General features: G+C 69.3%; 23 protein-coding genes and 2 pseudogenes. 12 read left to right on the forward strand and 13 right to left on the reverse strand.

Annotation, left to right across the window (positions count from 1 at the left end):
• The first annotated feature begins 185 nt into the window (after window positions 1–185).
• Together AB0H81_RS11830 and AB0H81_RS11835 are read left to right on the forward strand one after the other, a co-directional pair.
• Entirely contained in the window at window positions 186–620 is a 435-nt protein-coding gene (locus AB0H81_RS11830) for a GNAT family N-acetyltransferase (RefSeq protein ID WP_358372746.1), read from the forward strand.
• A 436-nt stretch (window positions 621–1,056) separates the two neighbouring features.
• Entirely contained in the window at window positions 1,057–1,233 is a 177-nt protein-coding gene (locus AB0H81_RS11835; RefSeq protein ID WP_358372748.1) for a hypothetical protein, read from the forward strand.
• Between the two features lie 129 nt (window positions 1,234–1,362).
• On the opposite strand, the gene AB0H81_RS11840 is transcribed toward AB0H81_RS11835, so the two are convergent.
• A complete protein-coding gene (locus tag AB0H81_RS11840; protein ID WP_358372751.1) occupies window positions 1,363–2,010 on the reverse strand; it encodes a class I SAM-dependent methyltransferase in 648 nt (215 codons plus the stop codon).
• A 116-nt stretch (window positions 2,011–2,126) separates the two neighbouring features.
• Here AB0H81_RS11840 and AB0H81_RS11845 point away from each other — a divergent pair, with 116 nt between their 5' ends.
• Window positions 2,127–2,681 (forward strand): helix-turn-helix domain-containing protein, encoded by a 555-nt coding sequence (locus AB0H81_RS11845; RefSeq protein ID WP_358372752.1) that lies wholly within the window; start codon window positions 2,127–2,129, stop codon window positions 2,679–2,681.
• 65 nt (window positions 2,682–2,746) lie between these two features.
• Here the strand turns inward: AB0H81_RS11845 and AB0H81_RS11850 are convergent.
• The 4 genes and pseudogenes from AB0H81_RS11850 to AB0H81_RS11865 form a co-directional block, all read right to left on the reverse strand.
• A pseudogene (locus AB0H81_RS11850) lies at window positions 2,747–3,013 on the reverse strand (NlpC/P60 family protein); the annotation flags it as partial.
• Window positions 3,014–3,039: 26 nt separating this feature from the next.
• Complete coding sequence (locus AB0H81_RS11855) at window positions 3,040–3,198, reverse strand: hypothetical protein (protein ID WP_358372754.1); 159 nt, start codon at window positions 3,196–3,198, stop codon at window positions 3,040–3,042.
• Window positions 3,199–3,544: 346 nt separating this feature from the next.
• A complete protein-coding gene (locus AB0H81_RS11860; RefSeq protein ID WP_358372756.1) occupies window positions 3,545–3,892 on the reverse strand; it encodes a universal stress protein in 348 nt (115 codons plus the stop codon).
• Window positions 3,893–3,919: 27 nt separating this feature from the next.
• A complete protein-coding gene (locus AB0H81_RS11865) occupies window positions 3,920–5,341 on the reverse strand; it encodes an MFS transporter (protein WP_358372758.1) in 1,422 nt (473 codons plus the stop codon).
• Window positions 5,342–5,801: 460 nt separating this feature from the next.
• On the opposite strand from AB0H81_RS11865, the gene AB0H81_RS11870 reads away from it, so the two are divergent.
• Genes AB0H81_RS11870 through AB0H81_RS11885 form a run of 4 tightly spaced genes read left to right on the forward strand, consistent with a single transcriptional unit; the run spans window position 5,802 to window position 7,177 of the window.
• Window positions 5,802–6,083 (forward strand): metal-sensitive transcriptional regulator, encoded by a 282-nt coding sequence (locus AB0H81_RS11870; RefSeq protein WP_358372760.1) that lies wholly within the window; start codon window positions 5,802–5,804, stop codon window positions 6,081–6,083.
• Between the two features lie 32 nt (window positions 6,084–6,115).
• Entirely contained in the window at window positions 6,116–6,325 is a 210-nt protein-coding gene (locus tag AB0H81_RS11875; RefSeq protein ID WP_358372762.1) for a cation transporter, read from the forward strand.
• A complete protein-coding gene (locus AB0H81_RS11880) occupies window positions 6,322–6,558 on the forward strand; it encodes a hypothetical protein (protein WP_358372765.1) in 237 nt (78 codons plus the stop codon). Before AB0H81_RS11875 ends, AB0H81_RS11880 begins: the two co-directional genes overlap by 4 nt.
• Before the next feature lie 25 nt (window positions 6,559–6,583).
• On the forward strand, window positions 6,584–7,177 hold the full coding sequence (locus AB0H81_RS11885) for a TetR/AcrR family transcriptional regulator (RefSeq protein ID WP_358372767.1): 594 nt from the start codon (window positions 6,584–6,586) through the stop codon (window positions 7,175–7,177).
• On the opposite strand, the gene AB0H81_RS11890 is transcribed toward AB0H81_RS11885, so the two are convergent.
• The 3 genes and pseudogenes from AB0H81_RS11890 to AB0H81_RS11900 form a co-directional block, all read right to left on the reverse strand.
• A complete protein-coding gene (locus AB0H81_RS11890) occupies window positions 7,149–9,530 on the reverse strand; it encodes a heavy metal translocating P-type ATPase (protein ID WP_358372770.1) in 2,382 nt (793 codons plus the stop codon). The two genes, AB0H81_RS11885 and AB0H81_RS11890, sit on opposite strands and share 29 nt — an antisense overlap.
• A gap of 168 nt (window positions 9,531–9,698) precedes the next feature.
• Complete coding sequence (locus AB0H81_RS11895) at window positions 9,699–9,995, reverse strand: oxidoreductase C-terminal domain-containing protein (RefSeq protein WP_358372948.1); 297 nt, start codon at window positions 9,993–9,995, stop codon at window positions 9,699–9,701.
• Between the two features lie 2 nt (window positions 9,996–9,997).
• Window positions 9,998–10,105, reverse strand: a pseudogene (locus AB0H81_RS11900) (hypothetical protein); the annotation flags it as partial.
• Window positions 10,106–10,344: 239 nt separating this feature from the next.
• On the opposite strand from AB0H81_RS11900, the gene AB0H81_RS11905 reads away from it, so the two are divergent.
• The 3 genes from AB0H81_RS11905 (at window position 10,345) to AB0H81_RS11915 (ending at window position 12,091) form a co-directional block, all read left to right on the forward strand.
• Window positions 10,345–10,779 carry a hypothetical protein gene (locus AB0H81_RS11905; RefSeq protein ID WP_358372772.1) on the forward strand — a complete coding sequence of 145 codons (435 nt, stop codon included), beginning with the start codon at window positions 10,345–10,347 and terminating at the stop codon, window positions 10,777–10,779.
• 80 nt (window positions 10,780–10,859) lie between these two features.
• Window positions 10,860–11,471, forward strand: coding sequence for a DUF305 domain-containing protein (locus tag AB0H81_RS11910; protein WP_358372775.1), 612 nt, complete (start codon window positions 10,860–10,862; stop codon window positions 11,469–11,471).
• Between the two features lie 149 nt (window positions 11,472–11,620).
• Window positions 11,621–12,091, forward strand: a complete 471-nt coding sequence (locus AB0H81_RS11915) for a hypothetical protein (protein WP_358372777.1) — start codon at window positions 11,621–11,623, stop codon at window positions 12,089–12,091.
• 416 nt (window positions 12,092–12,507) lie between these two features.
• Here AB0H81_RS11915 and rpmF read toward each other — a convergent pair whose 3' ends face one another.
• Genes rpmF through rpmG form a run of 5 tightly spaced genes read right to left on the reverse strand, consistent with a single transcriptional unit; the run spans window position 12,508 to window position 13,619 of the window.
• Window positions 12,508–12,675: a 50S ribosomal protein L32 gene (gene rpmF / locus AB0H81_RS11920; RefSeq protein WP_358372780.1), complete on the reverse strand. Its 168-nt coding sequence runs from the start codon at window positions 12,673–12,675 to the stop codon at window positions 12,508–12,510.
• Window positions 12,676–12,677: 2 nt separating this feature from the next.
• Window positions 12,678–12,977 carry a 30S ribosomal protein S14 gene (rpsN, locus tag AB0H81_RS11925; protein ID WP_358372783.1) on the reverse strand — a complete coding sequence of 100 codons (300 nt, stop codon included), beginning with the start codon at window positions 12,975–12,977 and terminating at the stop codon, window positions 12,678–12,680.
• On the reverse strand, window positions 12,977–13,213 hold the full coding sequence (rpmB, locus tag AB0H81_RS11930; RefSeq protein ID WP_358372786.1) for a 50S ribosomal protein L28: 237 nt from the start codon (window positions 13,211–13,213) through the stop codon (window positions 12,977–12,979). Before rpmB ends, rpsN begins: the two co-directional genes overlap by 1 nt.
• A complete protein-coding gene (locus AB0H81_RS11935; protein WP_358372789.1) occupies window positions 13,213–13,458 on the reverse strand; it encodes a type B 50S ribosomal protein L31 in 246 nt (81 codons plus the stop codon). The genes rpmB and AB0H81_RS11935 overlap by 1 nt, the downstream gene beginning before the upstream one ends.
• Entirely contained in the window at window positions 13,455–13,619 is a 165-nt protein-coding gene (gene rpmG / locus AB0H81_RS11940; protein ID WP_185055367.1) for a 50S ribosomal protein L33, read from the reverse strand. The genes AB0H81_RS11935 and rpmG overlap by 4 nt, the downstream gene beginning before the upstream one ends.
• A 73-nt stretch (window positions 13,620–13,692) precedes the next feature.
• Here rpmG and AB0H81_RS11945 point away from each other — a divergent pair, with 73 nt between their 5' ends.
• Both AB0H81_RS11945 and rpsR read left to right on the forward strand, forming a co-directional pair.
• Entirely contained in the window at window positions 13,693–14,835 is a 1,143-nt protein-coding gene (locus tag AB0H81_RS11945; protein WP_358372792.1) for a GTP-binding protein, read from the forward strand.
• A complete protein-coding gene (rpsR, locus tag AB0H81_RS11950) occupies window positions 14,832–15,059 on the forward strand; it encodes a 30S ribosomal protein S18 (RefSeq protein ID WP_358372794.1) in 228 nt (75 codons plus the stop codon). Before AB0H81_RS11945 ends, rpsR begins: the two co-directional genes overlap by 4 nt.
• Window positions 15,060–15,244: the final 185 nt, after the last annotated feature.

The following is a 15,244-nucleotide window of genomic DNA, read 5'->3' on the forward strand; positions in this document are numbered from 1 at the left end:
AGCGCCTCGATGATCTCGTCGCGGCGCGGGTGGCGGACCACGTACACGTAGTGGACGTGCGTGTTGCCCGGGGCGGTGACCTCACCGGCAACACGCCGCGCCACTGACCGCCGAGCGCGTCCGGTCCGCCCAGCGGGCGGCCTGAGAGCACACCACCCCTTGACCCTCTACCGGGGAGAACCACTGTGATAACGATCCGTCGCGCCACCTCCGACGACGCCGCCACCGTGCACAGGCTCATCCGTGGCCTGGCCGAACATCAAGACCAGGGCTGGGGCGTCACGGTGAGCGTCGACGACCTGAAACGGATGCTCGCCCGCCCGGAGGTCGGCTATCTGATCGCCGAGCGAGACGGCCACCCCATCGGCTACGTCTCCTGGCTACAGCGCATCGGCTTCTGGTCCGGCCAGGACTACCTCCACCTGGACGACCTGTACGTGACCGGCACCGAACGCGGCAACGGCGTCGGCGAGCAGCTCATGAGGGCCATCGCGGAAGCCGCCGACGGCAAGGTGATCCGCTGGGAGGTGGCCGAGGCGAACGCAGGCGCGCACCGCTTCTACGAGCGCATCGGCGCCACCCTCATCTCCAAGAAGATCGGCCGCTGGCAGCCGAAGTAGCCCGGACGCCGCCCGGCGGCGTCCTCAGTCTGAGGTCACCACACAACCTCACGTCACTGTCGACAGCGGCGGAGCCCCGGGCGTACATGTCAGGACGGGGCAACGTCGCCGTCGGCGAGGATGCGACAGGCGCTGGCGACAGAGGGATTGCGGCCCTTGTTCTTGCCGGTGGGGGTGGCCATCTCGGCCGCGCGCGTCCAGCCGGCTCTACAGCTCCTGCTGTGCGAGTCATGACCTCAATGCGTGCCGGCGTACGGGCCCGCCGCCGTCGTCGTACGGCCGGAGACGGTCGCGATACTCCCGCCGTCATATGCCGCCGCACGGCTACGGCGCCGGAAGTCCGGGGGAGGGAGTCCTGCGACGCCGTGGTCCTTCGCCATTGTCATAGATACCCTCTAGGGGTACGTTCGATGCGAGGGATCTTCCCTATGGGGGTGTGGGAAGTGAGTATGGCAAGATCGCCAAGGGCGGGATCGGGGGCTCGGCGGCCTGGTGGTCGCGTAGGCACCGCCATGGCGCGGCCTACCTGACGCGACGACTGGACGATCATTCCCGGGCGGCGGAGATCGCCGCCGCGCTGGGCGACGACCTGACCGTGGTGGGCGAGGACTGATCCGGCTCCACCGGCGCGACAGCCCGTGACCGTGCGGCATGCGGACGCCGAGCGCTCACCCGGGCCTCGCGGCGGGCCTGTGGGCCCTGGACTCGCTGCCACCGCTCGACAGCAAGGCGTTGTTGCGTTCTACGGCCGGGTGGCACGGACGTAGAACAGCAGGTACGGCAGGTCACCCTCGGCTTCCACCTCGAAGCCGGCGTCCGGGACGAGGGTGCCGAGCAGGTCACGGGGGTCATGCCGCATGGCGGGGCCGGACAGCACCCCGACGAGGTGCCGGGCCAGCTGGTTGGCCGGCGGGCGGAACTCGGCGATGAGCAGGCGCCCGCCCGGCCGCAGCACCCGGAACATCTGCCGCAGCGCTTCGGGCCGCGCCTCGACGGGCATGTGGTGCACGGCCAGGCTGGAGACGACCAGGTCGAAGGAGCTGTCCGGGAACGGCAGGTCCTGCCCCACGCCCACGACATAGGTGCAGTTGGCCGGGGCGTGCCGGGTGGCGTACTCGATCATCGCGGGTGACGGGTCGAGGCCGGTGACGTGGCCACTCGGCGTGACGACCGGAGCGAGGACACGGCTCAGGTAACCGGTGCCGCAGCCGACGTCCAGGACGCGGTCCCCGGCGCGTGGCTTGGCCGTGGCGGCCAGGCGTGTGAAGGCGGCGCGACGGCCGCCGAGGAACCCGATGGAGGCGAAGACCTCGTAGGCCCGCGGGCGGTCGATGGTCCCGCCCGCGTCGGCGTGCTCGTCATGGTGATGCAGCAGCTTTCCGAGTCCCATGGCATGACCTCCTGGATTCCGAACGACCTGTTCGGTTATGAATGATGCGTTCATACTGTGGGAGGGTCAACGAGCAGATCGGCCGTGTTGTGCCGTACCGAACAGGGAGTGCGAAAGTGTCCGGAGACCGGCGGGTGCGGCGCACGCGGCGCATGGTCCAGGAGGCGCTGGTGGCGCTGATCCTGGAGAAGGGCTATGAGGCGGTGACCGTCACCGACCTCATCGACCGTGCGGACGTCGGCCGCTCGACCTTCTACTCCCATTTCACCGACAAGCAGGACGTGCTGCTCAGCAACCTTGACGAACTGGCCTTCCTGCATCCGGCGCCGGCCGACGGGTCGGGGGAGCTGTTCGCGTTCAGCCTGCCGATGCTGGAGCACGTGCGCGAGCAGGAGCGGCTCGTGCGGGCGCTGCTGGGGCGGCGCGGCGGCGGTCCGGTGCACGTGCACGGGGAGCGGCTGCTCGCCGATCTGGTCAGGGAGGAGCTTCTCGCCGCGGGCGCGCCGGCGTCGGCCGCGCTCGACCTGCTGGTGGTCTGCGTGGTGGGCGCGTTCATGGGGCTGCTGCGGGCGTGGGTGGACGGCGAGACCACCGCCTCGCCCGCCGAGCTGGACGCCGCTTTCCGCGCGGCCGTCGAGCCCGGAGTGCGGGCCGTGCTGGCCCAGCCGTAACCGCGCCCTTGCGTGCTGAACAGCAGGTCGCCAGGCTGCAGGGCGTCCAGCGAGACACGGCGGTTGGCACCCCATGCCCATTGTGTGTAGGTCGTGCGGGGCAGTTCGACTCCGGCGGCGCGCCAGGCGGCCTGGGTGAGGCCGGAGCAGTCGAAGGACCCCGGCCCGGTGCCGCCGTACCGGTAGGGCTTGCCGATCTGGGCGAAGGCGAACTCCAGCGCGGAACGGGCGTTGCCGGAGGCCGATCCGGTGTACTGGATGCCGGGGCTGGTGGGGTCGCCGGACTTGAAGGTGCCGAGCCTGCGCAGCAGCTTGATCTGTTCCTTGACCAGCTTGTCGACCTCAGCCTTGTCGTCGCCTACCTTGGCGGCGCGGTTTCGGCCTCCGCCAGGGCCTTCTGGGCTTCTTCGCGGCGCTCGCGCAGGTCCTTGGTCGCCGCCTCGAAGGCCCGCTTGACGGGGGACGGCTCCGCATGGGCGTTCGTGGTCAGTGTGATCAAGGTGAGCGCTGCGGCCAACGCTGTTCGACCAAGCCTCGCTGGCACGACCACTACGATGCCTCCTCGTAAGTCTCCAATCTGGGGCGAAATGGTACAGAAGTGCAAGGAGTTAGTCGCGCGATCGCGGCAAGTCCCTCCAAGGGAGCCGGTACCTACTAGCTGCGATAGCACCAACCTAGGGAAGATGCGCGTGCTCGCTGCGTGGCGTTCAGTGGCCTGACCCGCCGCGCTCCGTCGCCCGCGCCAAGGTGCGCCGCCAGGCCAGGCGCGGAAGGACTTCGTGCTGGAGAACGTGCACCGAGACGGGGCGTCTCAGTGGCGTGCCCCGGTTCCGGGGGGAGTACCGGAGCCGGGGCGCACCGCCTCAGTGATCGGCGCGGCGGGCAGCCGCGAGTGGTGTGGATGGGATGACCAGTGTGGGCCGGCCGGTGGAGTGCATGACGCGAGTGGAAGTGCTGCCGGCCAGCACCGCCCGCGCTCCGTGCCGCCCCCGAGAGCCAAGGACGATCAGCGAGGCGTCGAAGGTCTTGGCGTCGAAATCATGCAGGTCTTCGAGGGCGGGATGGCCCTCGAGGTGGGCTGTCAGGCTCTCCCACGGCTGGCGGGCGTCGAGCACCACCGCAGAGGCGCCCGGGAAGAGCCGTGCGGTCTCCTCGATGGCGTGTCTCGCGTCGGGTGAGCCGTCGTAGGCGATGAGGATGGGCGTGGACATGGGGTCTTTCCTTTCACGCGTGGAGTGTCAGTCGCGGGAGGGGGCGACCTCGTCAGCGGGGGCGGACGCGTGCGAGCGCAGGGTCGCCGCAGCCAGCAGTGCACCCACCAGGGCGACGCCGGCGGCTCCGACGAATGCGGCGGAGAAGCCGCTGGTCATGGCCGGGAGGTTGCCGAGCTGTGCGGCGCCGTTGGCGGCGGCGACGGCGGTCATCGCGGCCAGGCCGAGCGCGGAGCCGACCTGGTAGCTGGTGTTGACGATGCCGGAGGCGAGGCCGCCTTCCTGCGGTGGCGCGGACGAGATGGCGGTGCCGAGGGAGGGGATGAAGGCGAGCGACATGCCGAGGGCGGCCACCAGGCTGGCGGGCAGGACGTCAGCGGCGAAGCTGCCGTCCGGGCTGATCAGCGACAGCCACCCCATGCCGGCGGCCAGCAGGGCCAGGCCTATGACGGTCGTGGTCTTGGGGCCGAACCGGTTGATGGTCCGAGGTGCCAGGAAGATCATGCCGATCATGATGAGAACGGTCATCGGGAGCAGGGCGGCGCCGCTGGGGAAGGCGCTGTAGCCGAGGACCTGCTGCAGGTAGAGGTTGAGGAAGAACCACATCGGGATCCAGGCCCCGCCGAGCAGCAGCTGGGTGGCGTTGGCGGCGGCGAGGTTCGGGGTGCGGAAGATGGACAGCCGCATCAGGGGCTCGCGGCGGCGGGCCTGGATGGCGACGAACGCGCCCAGCAGCACCACGGCGGCGCCCAGCACGAGCCAGGTCTGCGCGGAGCCCCAGCCGATCTCCGGCGCGCGGACGATGGCGTAGACGGCGGCACCGAGGCCCAGGGTGACGGTGAGGGCGCCGGCGACGTCGACGGAGCCGCGTCGGGCCTGAGCGGCGGGCATCAGCGGGCCGGTGGCCAGCAGCGCGACCAGGGCGATGGGGATGTTGATGTAGAAGACCCACGGCCAGCTCAGGTACTCGGTGATGACGCCGCCGAGGAAGACGCCGGCCGTGCCGCCCGCCGGTGCGGCGGCACCGTACAGCGCCAGGGCCCTGGTCAGTTCCCTGGGGTCGTGGCCGAACAGCATCATGAGCAAGGTGAGCGCCGAGGGAGCGATCAGGGCGGCGCCCACTCCTTGAACGGCTCGGCCGGTCAGCTCGACCCACACCTCGGGCGCGATGCCGGCGATGAGCGAGCCGGCCAGCAGGATCAGCCAGCCCGCCCCGAACAGGCGACGGGCGCCGAACAGATCGGACAGGCGACCACCCAGCAGCAGGAGTCCGCCGAAGGCGACGACGTAGGCGTTGAACACCCAGGACAGGCTCTCCTGGGTGAAACCCAGGTCCTCCTGGATACGGGGAAGGGCCACGCCGATGATCGACGTGTCCATGATGACGATGAACTGCGCGGTGGCGATCAGGGCGAGGGCAGTCCATCGCCTGGGGGATGGTGCGGACATGAGCACTCTCCACGGTGAGCCCTACGGGAGTAGGGTATCTTCAGCTAGTCCTTGATACCCTGTAGGGGTATCTCAGTGACCGGTAATAAATACCACCTAGGGGTATATGTCAAGGGGCCGGCCTCCCGGTGTCACCGCAACATGCCGAGAGCGATCGCCGTGATGATCGGCGCGAACCGTCCACCATCCCGGCGCGTCCCACGATCTCCTGGAGCCCCCTCTGTGCCATGGAAAGCGCGCAGGTCAGGGCTGCCCGACTCTCCGAGAGCCATGCCGGTCCCGCTCGCCTGCGCCGCCGGGCCGGGCCCTGTGTGATCGCGAAGTTGATTCCTCGGCTTCGCGATGGATGGTTGCGTTTCGGAGGCGTCGGACGGGCTTTCCGGAAGCCGCGCCGGGCTTCCCGAAATACCATAGGGGGGTATAGTGTTCTCATAGGTGAGGAGCCCGAGGGAGGAACGACATGCCAGGACATGCCACCACCAAGCATGACAACGCGGTGAGACTGCGCCGCATCGAGGGTCAGATCCGTGGCCTCCAGGGCATGGTCGACGAGGACAAGTACTGCATCGACATCCTGACCCAGGTGTCGGCGGCCACCAGCGCGCTGCGGTCGTTCTCCCTGTCGTTGCTCGAAGAGCACCTGGCCCACTGTGTCGCGGAGGCGACGCGGAAGGGCGGCCCGGAGGCTCAGGCGAAGGTCAAGGAAGCCTCCGACGCCATCGCAAGACTCGTCCGTTCCTGACCGCATTGGACGCATTTGAAGGAGAGATCGCTATGAGCACCGCCACCTACACCGTCAAGGGCATGACCTGTGGCCACTGCGTCAGCTCGGTCAAGGAAGAGGTCGGCGAAGTGGCCGGCGTGACCAACGTCGAGGTGGACCTGGCCACCGGACTGCTGACCGTCGACAGCGACGCCCCCATCGATTCGGCGCGGATCGTCGCCGCCGTCGAGGGGGCCGGATATGAGGTGGCGAACCCGTGAACACCGCAGCCAAGCTCGGTTCCTACGTCCTGGGGCTGGCCGTCGTCTTCGGCGGCGCCCTGGGCGTCGGTAAGGCGGTGGGACCGGTGGGCGCGTCCCCCGCAGAAGAGCATGCCGCCATGACCACCATGGCGACGCCGACGGCGAGCGTGGGACACGGGCAGCACGCCACCGAGCAGGTGAAGAACGATACCCCCGGCGGGCTCCAAGGGTCCGGATACATCGTGTATTGACCGTGTCATGTCGTATGCTCAAGTAGTGCCGAGACTGTGGAACGAGACCATCGAGGCGCATCGCCGTGACGTCCGGGACGCGATCCTCAACCACACATCGGCGCTCGTGGTCGAGCACGGACTGCGATCGGTCACCATGTCCCAGATCGCGGAGAAGACCGGCATCGGGCGCGCGACGCTGTACAAATACTTTCCGGACGTTGAAGCGATCCTGCTCGCCCGGCACGAACGGCAGATCGCCGCCCACCTCGAACACCTCGCCGGAGTCCGCGACCGGGCAGGCGACGCCGAAGCGCGACTACGAGCCGTGCTGGAGGCCTACGCCCTCATCACGCACCGGTCCCGCGGACACGGCGACAACTCGCTCGTGGCGTTCTTGCACCGCGACGAGCGGGTCGCCCGAGCCCAGCGACAGCTCCACGACATGATTCGGGACCTCGTGGCGGAAGGCGCGGGATCCGGCGCTTTCCGCGACGACGTCGCACCGGAAGAACTCGCCACCTACTGCCTGCACGCCGTTTCCGCGGCCGGCGAGCTGCCCTCTGCGGACGCCACCCGCCGTCTCGTCACGGTCATCCTGACCGGGCTCCTCACTTGGCGGGTAGACGCAGTCGTTTGAGCGCCAAGGCGTTGACGGCGACGATGAGGCTGGAGCCGGACATCGACAGTGCGGCGATCTCCGGCCGGAGGACGAGGCCGAACGCCGGCTCGAACACTCCGGCGGCGATGGGCAGTGCGAGCGCGTTGTAGCCGATCGCCCAGCCGAGATTCTGCAGCATCTTTCGCCGGGTGCCTCGGCCGATCTGCAGTGCCGTGGGTACGTCCAGAGGATCCGATCGCATCAGCACGACATCGGCCGTCTCGATGGCCACGTCGGTGCCGGCCCCGATGGCGATGCCCAGATCGGCCTGGGCGAGAGCCGGGGCGTCGTTGACACCGTCTCCCACCATGGCGACCTTGCGCCTGCCTCCTTGAAGCTCGGCCACCTTGGCCGCCTTGTCTCTCGGCAGCACCTCGGCGATCACGGTGTCGATGCCGAGCTGCTGGGCGATCCGTTCTGCCGTGGCGGCATTGTCCCCCGTGAGCATGACCACCTCGACGCCGAGCTCGTGCAGAGCGGCCACGGCCGCCGGTGAGGTTTCGCGAGGCGCGTCGGCGATGCCGATGACCCCGGCCGCCGTGCCGTCGACAGCGATCATGACCGCCGTACGGCCGCCTTCCGCCAGCTCCTGTCTCCTGCTCGCCATCTTCTCGGGTGGCACGCCTTCGCGCTCCAGCAGCCGGCGGTTGCCGACCACCACTTTCCGGCCGCCGACCTCGGCGATGGCGCCATGGCCGGGGACGTTCTCGAATCGCTCGGCCCTCATCGAGTCCAGGCCCAGATCGTCGGCATGCCGGACGATCGCCTCGGCCAGCGGATGCTCCGACTCCCGCTCCACGGCCGCGACCAGCCGCAGCAGCTCGTCCTCAGCCACGGTCTCGCCGACGATGACATCGGTGACCTCCGGCTCGCCCTTGGTCAAGGTGCCGGTCTTGTCCATGACCACGATCTGGATGTGGGCGGAGGTCTCCAGCGCCATCGCGTTCTTGAACAGCACCCCGCGCTTGGCTCCGAGCCCGGTGCCGACCATGATCGCCGTAGGAGTCGCCAGGCCCAGCGCGTCCGGGCAGGTGATGACGACGACCGTGATGGCGAACAGGATCGCGACGCCGAACGGCTGACCGGCCAGGAGCAGCCAGACCGCGAACGTGAGAGCGCCCCCGATCAAGGCGACCAGCACCAGCCAGAACGCCGCCCGATCGGCCAGCCGCTGTCCCGGCGCCTTGGAGTTCTGAGCCTGCTGGACGAGCTTGACGATCTGTGCCAGGGCGGTGTCCGCCCCGACCTTGGTGGCGCGTACCCGCAGGGTGCCGTTGCGGTTGATGGTCGCGCCGACGACCGCGGAGCCGACCTCCTTGTGCACCGGCAGGCTCTCGCCGGTGACCATCGACTCGTCCACCTCGCTCTGGCCCTCCTCGACCGTTCCGTCGACCGGGATCTTCGAGCCGGGACGTACCAGGAGCAGGTCGCCGACCATCACCTCGGCCGTCGGCACCTCGACGGTCCGGCCGCGACGAATGACGGTCGCCTTCGGAGGCGCCAGGTCGAGCAGGGCGCGGATGGCGTCGTTGGCGCCACCCCGTGCCCGCATCTCGAACCAGTGGCCGAGCAGCACGAAAGCGGCGAGCACGGTCGCGGCCTCGTAGAACACCTCGCCGCCCCCGGTGAGGGTCACGATGAGCGAGTACAGCCAGCCCGCGCCGATCGCGACGGCCACCAGGACCATCATGTCCAGTGTCCGCGCCCGAAGCGCCCGTACGGCTCCGTCGAAGAAGATCCAGCACGAGTAGAAGATCACGGGCAGGCTGAGCAGCAGCGCCCACACGTCTTGGCGGAGCCCGAACGGGACGGGCAGGTTCAGCCCGAACACCTCGGTGCCGATCGGCGACCACAACACGATCGGGATGGAGAAGAGCGCGGCGACCAGGAAGCGGTTCCGCATGTCGGCCACCATCGAGGCCATCGACATGCCCGCATGCCCGCCGTGCCCCATCATGTCGTGGGGGGAGGGCGCGGCTTCTTCGGTGTGAGCCGGGTGACCGGCGTACGGAGCTTCCACCGGAGCCATGCCCGGTGGATCAGGCTCGGTCATCGGATCGCAGATGTGGGAGGGGACCGACTGCCCTGCGCAGTGATACCCGCACTCGATCACCCAGGTGCGCAACTCGGCAAGAGAGGTCAGGCGTGGATCGAAGCTCACCGTCGCCGTCTGGGCGACGGGGTTGGCTTCCACGTGAAGCACACCAGGACGGCGGCCCAGCCGGGCGGTGACGACGTTCTGCTCGGAGGCCCACTGCAGCCCGCTCACATCCAAGATCGCGGTGCTGCGTTCCTTGTCGTGGTCATGGTGCGCCTGGGTGTGGTCGCTCATGAGCGGTCCCCCACACGAGGTTGCCTGGTACACGATAATTCGTCGTAGATCTCGCACTCGCTATAGCCATTCGTACCCCTTCACATGGTGGATATCGAAGGGGGCCGTTTCTACGGCCAGGCGCCCACGTGGCGCCGCTGTCCGAGACCGTGCAGGCGTGCCTTCAGGTCATGCCAGGGCGTCCAGGCGTTCGCCGGCGCTGATGGCCCGCTTGACGCGGATCAGGTCCTTGGGGGAGTTCACCGCGGCCGCGCCGACGAGCGCCTCGTCCCTGACGAAGGCGATCGCGAAGCGGTCCTCCTCCGGCGACCCGGCGACGACGCGGCTGGTGTCGGCGAGGGCGGCAGGCCGGCGGTCTGGATCCGGGCGCCGTGCACGTGAGTGGCGAAGGAGGGAAGATCGGCGAACAGACGTTCGTCGCACACTACGCCGTCGCTGAGTGTCAGGCCGCTGTCTTCCAGCCATTCGGTGTTCGGTGCCACGCCCACACCCGCGATCACCAGGTCGGCGGGCAGCGTTCGACCGTTGCTCAGCCGCACCCCGGTCACGCGACCGGTGCCGTCGAATCCGGTCACGCGGGTCTCGCTGTGACCGTGACGGGCGACGAGCCCATCGACGAGACGCTCGTGCGCGAGGCCGTCGAGGAGGCGGGCTACGAGCTGACCGCCGTCTGACCCGAGAGCCTTGCGTGAAAGGCGCGCCCGGCTTCTCGGAGGAACGGCTGCGGGCCGGGTGCCGTACCCCTCCTTGGGGGCACCCGGCCGGCTCGGACGGGTCCTACGAGTCTCCTTAGTACACTGATGGGGCTCGTGACATGCCGATCGCCGAAGGAGGGCTGATGGGAGTGGTGCGTCGCCGCCTCGCGTTGCGAGTCGCGCGCGGCCTCCTGCTCGTCAGCCTCGCCCTGGGCGTATGCGGCATGCACACCCTGGGGCATGTCGATGTACGGCACGGTGGCTCTCCACCGGATGCACACGGCATGGGCGTCGCTCAAGAGCCCCTCATGGCCGTCCCGGCGGGGCTACGGGCATTCGTTCCTGAGCGTGAGATGCCCGGCTTCGACCCGACCAGCGTCTGCGTGGCCATCCTGACCTCGTTCATGGTCGTGCTGCTGATCGCCGCCTGGGGCAGAGTGGGGCAGAGATCAGACGGGTGCGCCGGGGGACCGGCAGTCGTCCCACGGGTCGCCCGACCGCCGCCGAAGCCCACGTCGCTGCGGCTGGCGAGTCTCTCGATATTGCGGATCTAGGCCGATGACCCGTGCGGACGTGCCTTCGAGGCTGTCCGCGAACAGGCCGACAGTTCCGACACTTCGAGAGACCAACAACCATGCGAATCAACCGCAAGACCTCCCTCGCTGCCGCCACGGGCGCGCTCGCTCTGCTGACCGCCTGCGGCGGGGGCAACGGCGGCTCCATGGCCGGACACGAGGGGATGAGCAGCAGCAGCGCGCCTGCCGCCACCACCGCCAGTGCGTCGCCGTCGGCTGTGTTCAACGACGGGGACACCATGTTCGCGCAGATGATGATCCCGCACCACGAGCAGGCCGTCGAGATGGCCGACCTGGCGGCGACGCGCGCGAGCGACCCGGAGGTCAAGGAGCTCGCCGCCAAGATCAAGACGGCTCAGGCTCCGGAGATCCAGACCATGAAGGACTGGCTGACCGACTGGGGCGTGCACCCGGATTCCGGTGGGATGGGGCACAGCATGCCGGGAATCATCTCCGAGGAGGACATGAAGAAGCTCGAGGCCGCCAAGGGCAAGGCGTTCGACAAGCTGTTCGTTCAGCACATGATCGCTCATCACGACGGGGCGATCGAGATGGCCAGGACCGAGCAGGCCAATGGCTCGAACCCCAAGGCCAAGGAACTGGCCAAGACCATCGAGACGACTCAGCAAGCCGAGGTGGAGCAACTGCAGAAGATCCTCAACCGGCTCTGATGTCATGACTCGCCCGGGTGCGATCGCACCCGGGCCCGGATCGGCGTGCTCACCCTCGATCGCCACGTGCCCGAGCGGGTGCGCCTGACGCCTGTCGTCCAGGAGCGGACGTCCACCGAGGACAGCGACGAGGGTCAGGAGCTGTCATCATGAACCTGCCCACCAGCCTCGCCGTCACCCTCGCACTGCTCGTCGGCAACGGGTTCTTGGTCGCCGCCGGGTTCGCCCTCGTCGCGGCCAAGCGGCACCGCCTTGAGAAGGCCGCCGCGCAGGGCAGCCGCGCCGCCGCCGCTGCCGTATCCGGCATCAGGGAACTGTCGCTGATGCCGGCCGGCGCAATCGTGGGTGTCGGCGCTGACGCCTCCGCGCAGGAGGTGGTCGACGCCTCGGCCAGAACCGGGCGCACGCGGCTCCTCGTCTGGGACGGCGACCGGGCGCTCGGCGCCGTCCACGTGCGCGACGCCTATCTCGCCCGAGCCCGTGGGGTCGAGGTCACCGCCGGCCGGCTGGCGTATACGGTGCCGACCGTGACGTCGAGCACTGTGGTGTCCGACGCGGTCGCGGCGCTCGCGCGGTTCATCGTCGGCTCGCCCTGCTCACGGATGACGGCGGAGTCGTAGTCGGCCTGTTCAGCCTGTGCGACCTCCTGACTCCGCTGCCCGTCCCGCCTGAGCCTTCAGATGGTCAGCGGGAAGTGCGCCGTCGAGGACCCAGCGCAGAGCCCACAACAGCGCGGCAGGTAAGTGACCCGGCTCCCGTCCGGACCGACCACCCACCCGAACCCCCATGCTCGTCAGGTCTACAGTCTTGCTCCCTGTGTGCTGTCGCGTTGGCCGGGGTGCGGCTCACCAGCTGTCCGTTCCGATCATGGGGTGTTACGGTGCGGACCGTGGGTCATCCTGACGGTCTCCGGGGCACGCTTCTCTGACAGGCGAGGTAAGGCGCTGCGCGGGGCGGCGGCCGTGGCGTCGGCGATCGCCGCCGGGCACCCTGCCGCGCCTGGCCTGTCCATGCGCGGCAGGGACACCGGATGGTCTCAGTCGGCAGTGATCAGTCCACGTTGGTAGGCGCGGACGAGCGGACGGGGAACACGGAGCTCCCGCCCGTTCACGACGATCGGGACAAGGTCGGGCACGGCAGTCTTCCACTGGCTGCGACGGTGCCGGGTGTTGCTCCGCGAGGTTCTGCGCTTGGGCACGGCCACGGCTACCAGCTCGCCTTCGTCACACCGGGCAGTTCTCCGCGGTGCGCCATCTGGCGGAAGCGGATGCGCGAGAGGCCGAACCTGGTGAGGTGCCCGCGGGGACGGCCGTCGACGGAGTCGCGGTTGCGGACGCGGGTGGGGCTGGCGTCGCGCGGCTGCCGGGACAGCTCCCGTACGGCGTCCGCCCGCTCCTGTGGGGTGCCGGTGCGGATGAGCTCCTTCAGCTCGGCTCGCCGTCGCGCGTGACGCAGGACCACGGCCTTGCGCCGTTCATTGGCCACGATCTTGCTCTTCTTGGCCATCAGACGCGCTCCCCCCTGGCCCGGATCTGCGCGACCGCTCGGTCGATACCGATGCGGTCGATGGTCTTGATCGCCCGGGCGCTGAGCGTGAGCCGGACGTACCGGCCCTCGCTCGGCAGCCAGTAGCGGCGCCGCTGGATGTTGGGGTTCCAGCGCCGTGGAGTGCGGCGGTGGGAGTGGGAGACGTTGTTGCCGAAGACCGGCTTGGCCCCGGTGAGCTGGCAGTGCGCGGACATCAGGTCCTCCCGTAGCGCTGGTTGAACCGCTCGACCCGGCCCGCGGTGTCCAGCACGCGGCTGCGGCCGGTGTAGAACGGGTGGCTCGCTGCGGACACGTCGACGTCCACGACCGGGTAGGTCTTGCCGTCGGTCCACTCGATCGTCTTGTCGCTCGTGATCGTGGACCGCGTGAGGAACGCGAAGTCCGCGCCGGGATCCCGGAAGACGACCGGATGGTAGTCGGGGTGGATGCCCTTCTTCATCGTTCCTCCCGAAAGAGCACGTGCCGGCGGATGGTCGGGTCGTACTTGCGGAGGGTGAGCCTGTCGGGTGTGTTCCGGCGGTTCTTCCTCGTGACGTACGTGTATCCGGTGCCGGCCGTGGATCGCAGCTTGATCACGGGGCGCACCTCATTTCTGGCCAAAGCGGTTCCTCTCCAGTCGCGAACGTGTGCCATGATAACGATAATGGTTTTCATCTTCACAACCGGAGGTTGGATGTCCACCCCCGTCGTCCTCGTCGCGGGACTGCACGGCACGGCCCGCACCGCCACCGTCCAGCGGCTGCTCGCCAAGCACCCGGGAGCCCTCGCCGTCCACCACGACCTGAGCGAGGTCGCCAGTGGACGCGTCCGGCGCAGTGTCCGCGACGCGACGCGCGTGCTGGACACGGCCGACGTGCAGCTCGCGCACGGCTGCATCACCTGCACCGTGCGCGAGGATCTCCTCCCGCAGCTCGTCCGGCTGGCCGCCGGCGCGACGCTGCTGGTCGTGGACCTGTGGGACTCGGTGGAGCCCCGTTCCGTCGCCGAGGCCGTCGACTGCGACGAAGCCCGCCAGGTTCTGCGGCTGACCGCCGTCCTCACCGCGCTGGACGCCGAGGCCATGCCCGACGACATCACCCGCGGCGAACGGCTCGCCGAGGTCGGCAAAGCCGCGGCCGGCGGCGACCAGCGCCATCTGGCCGAGGTCCTGGTCCGCCAGCTCGAATACCCCACCGGCCTGGTCCTGCACGGCGGCGACCGGGACGACCGGCAGCTGTCCCGCGCGGTCCTCTCCCACCTCGCCCCCGTCACCCCGGTCCACGCCGTCTCCTCGCTGCCCCCGGTGACCGGCGCCGCCGTGTGCACGCGAGCACTGGCCGAACGGGTCGACCCGGCCACCGCCCAGTTGCCCTGCGACCTCCAGACCGACGAGATCGTCACGGCCGTCTGGCGCAGTCGCCGCCCTCTTCACCCGGCACGCCTCTTCGAGGCCGTCGACGAACTCGTGACCGAATCCGTCCGCTCACGTGGCCGCTTCTGGCTGGCCACCCGGCCCGGCCAGCTCCTGGCGTGGGACGCCGTCGCCGGGATCGTCTCGGTGGAGGACGCCGGTCCCTGGCTCGCCGCACTACCGGAGGCCGCCTGGGAGCTGGCCGCCCCAGCGCGCCGGCTCGCCGCCGCCCTCGACTGGGACCCCGAGCGCGGCGACCGCGTCCAGCACCTGGTCTTCACCGGTCCCGACCTCGACCCGGCCCGCTTCCGCGCACTGCTCGACTCCTGCCTGCTCACCGAGGCGGAGGAGCAAGCCGGCCAAGACGCCTGGACCCGCTACGACGACCCGTTCGCCCCCATCCTGACCACCAAGGAGAACGCGTGAAAAACCGCCGCACCCCGCGCAGGAAGCCCAACCCGCTCCTGCACGCCGACCGCATCGACTACAAGGACACCAACCTGCTCCGCAAGTTCGTCTCCGACCGCGGCAAGATCCGCAGTCGGCGGGTCACCGGCGTCACTGTCCAGCAGCAACGCCAGCTCGCCAAGGCCATCAAGACCGCCCGCGAGATGGCCCTGCTCCCCTACGGCTCCCGCACCACTTCGTGATCCCCAGCATCACTCGACGTCAGCGCCGTTGACGTACTCGCCGGAACACCGAGTAGGCGCCCCGACGAGGCATGGAAGATCGTCTTTGCCGACAGCCCTCACTACGATCATGTCCGTCCACTCGACCGGCTGCCATGGCGTGAATGAGGAGTCCCCCTTGACCTGGCGCGAACGCGTTCGCACCG

The sequence above is a fragment of the Nonomuraea sp. NPDC050691 genome (assembly GCF_040654455.1).
Taxonomy (GTDB): Bacteria; Actinomycetota; Actinomycetes; order Streptosporangiales; family Streptosporangiaceae; genus Nonomuraea.

What these genes read in the sequence shown, in the direction of transcription:
- AB0H81_RS11910 (WP_358372775.1), top strand. Translation starts at nt 10,860, where the DNA reads ATGCGAATCAACCGCAAGACCTCCCTCGCTGCCGCCACGGGCGCGCTC.
- AB0H81_RS11860 (WP_358372756.1), bottom strand. Translation starts at nt 3,892, where the DNA reads ATGTCCACGCCCATCCTCATCGCCTACGACGGCTCACCCGACGCGAGA.
- AB0H81_RS11890 (WP_358372770.1), bottom strand. Translation starts at nt 9,530, where the DNA reads ATGAGCGACCACACCCAGGCGCACCATGACCACGACAAGGAACGCAGC.
- AB0H81_RS11865 (WP_358372758.1), bottom strand. Translation starts at nt 5,341, where the DNA reads ATGTCCGCACCATCCCCCAGGCGATGGACTGCCCTCGCCCTGATCGCC.
- AB0H81_RS11840 (WP_358372751.1), bottom strand. Translation starts at nt 2,010, where the DNA reads ATGGGACTCGGAAAGCTGCTGCATCACCATGACGAGCACGCCGACGCG.
- AB0H81_RS11915 (WP_358372777.1), top strand. Translation starts at nt 11,621, where the DNA reads ATGAACCTGCCCACCAGCCTCGCCGTCACCCTCGCACTGCTCGTCGGC.
- AB0H81_RS11945 (WP_358372792.1), top strand. Translation starts at nt 13,693, where the DNA reads ATGTCCACCCCCGTCGTCCTCGTCGCGGGACTGCACGGCACGGCCCGC.
- AB0H81_RS11875 (WP_358372762.1), top strand. Translation starts at nt 6,116, where the DNA reads ATGAGCACCGCCACCTACACCGTCAAGGGCATGACCTGTGGCCACTGC.
- rpmB (WP_358372786.1), bottom strand. Translation starts at nt 13,213, where the DNA reads ATGTCCGCGCACTGCCAGCTCACCGGGGCCAAGCCGGTCTTCGGCAAC.
- rpsN (WP_358372783.1), bottom strand. Translation starts at nt 12,977, where the DNA reads ATGGCCAAGAAGAGCAAGATCGTGGCCAATGAACGGCGCAAGGCCGTG.
- AB0H81_RS11905 (WP_358372772.1), top strand. Translation starts at nt 10,345, where the DNA reads ATGCCGATCGCCGAAGGAGGGCTGATGGGAGTGGTGCGTCGCCGCCTC.
- AB0H81_RS11870 (WP_358372760.1), top strand. Translation starts at nt 5,802, where the DNA reads ATGCCAGGACATGCCACCACCAAGCATGACAACGCGGTGAGACTGCGC.
- AB0H81_RS11935 (WP_358372789.1), bottom strand. Translation starts at nt 13,458, where the DNA reads ATGAAGAAGGGCATCCACCCCGACTACCATCCGGTCGTCTTCCGGGAT.
- AB0H81_RS11895 (WP_358372948.1), bottom strand. Translation starts at nt 9,995, where the DNA reads ATGGCTGGAAGACAGCGGCCTGACACTCAGCGACGGCGTAGTGTGCGA.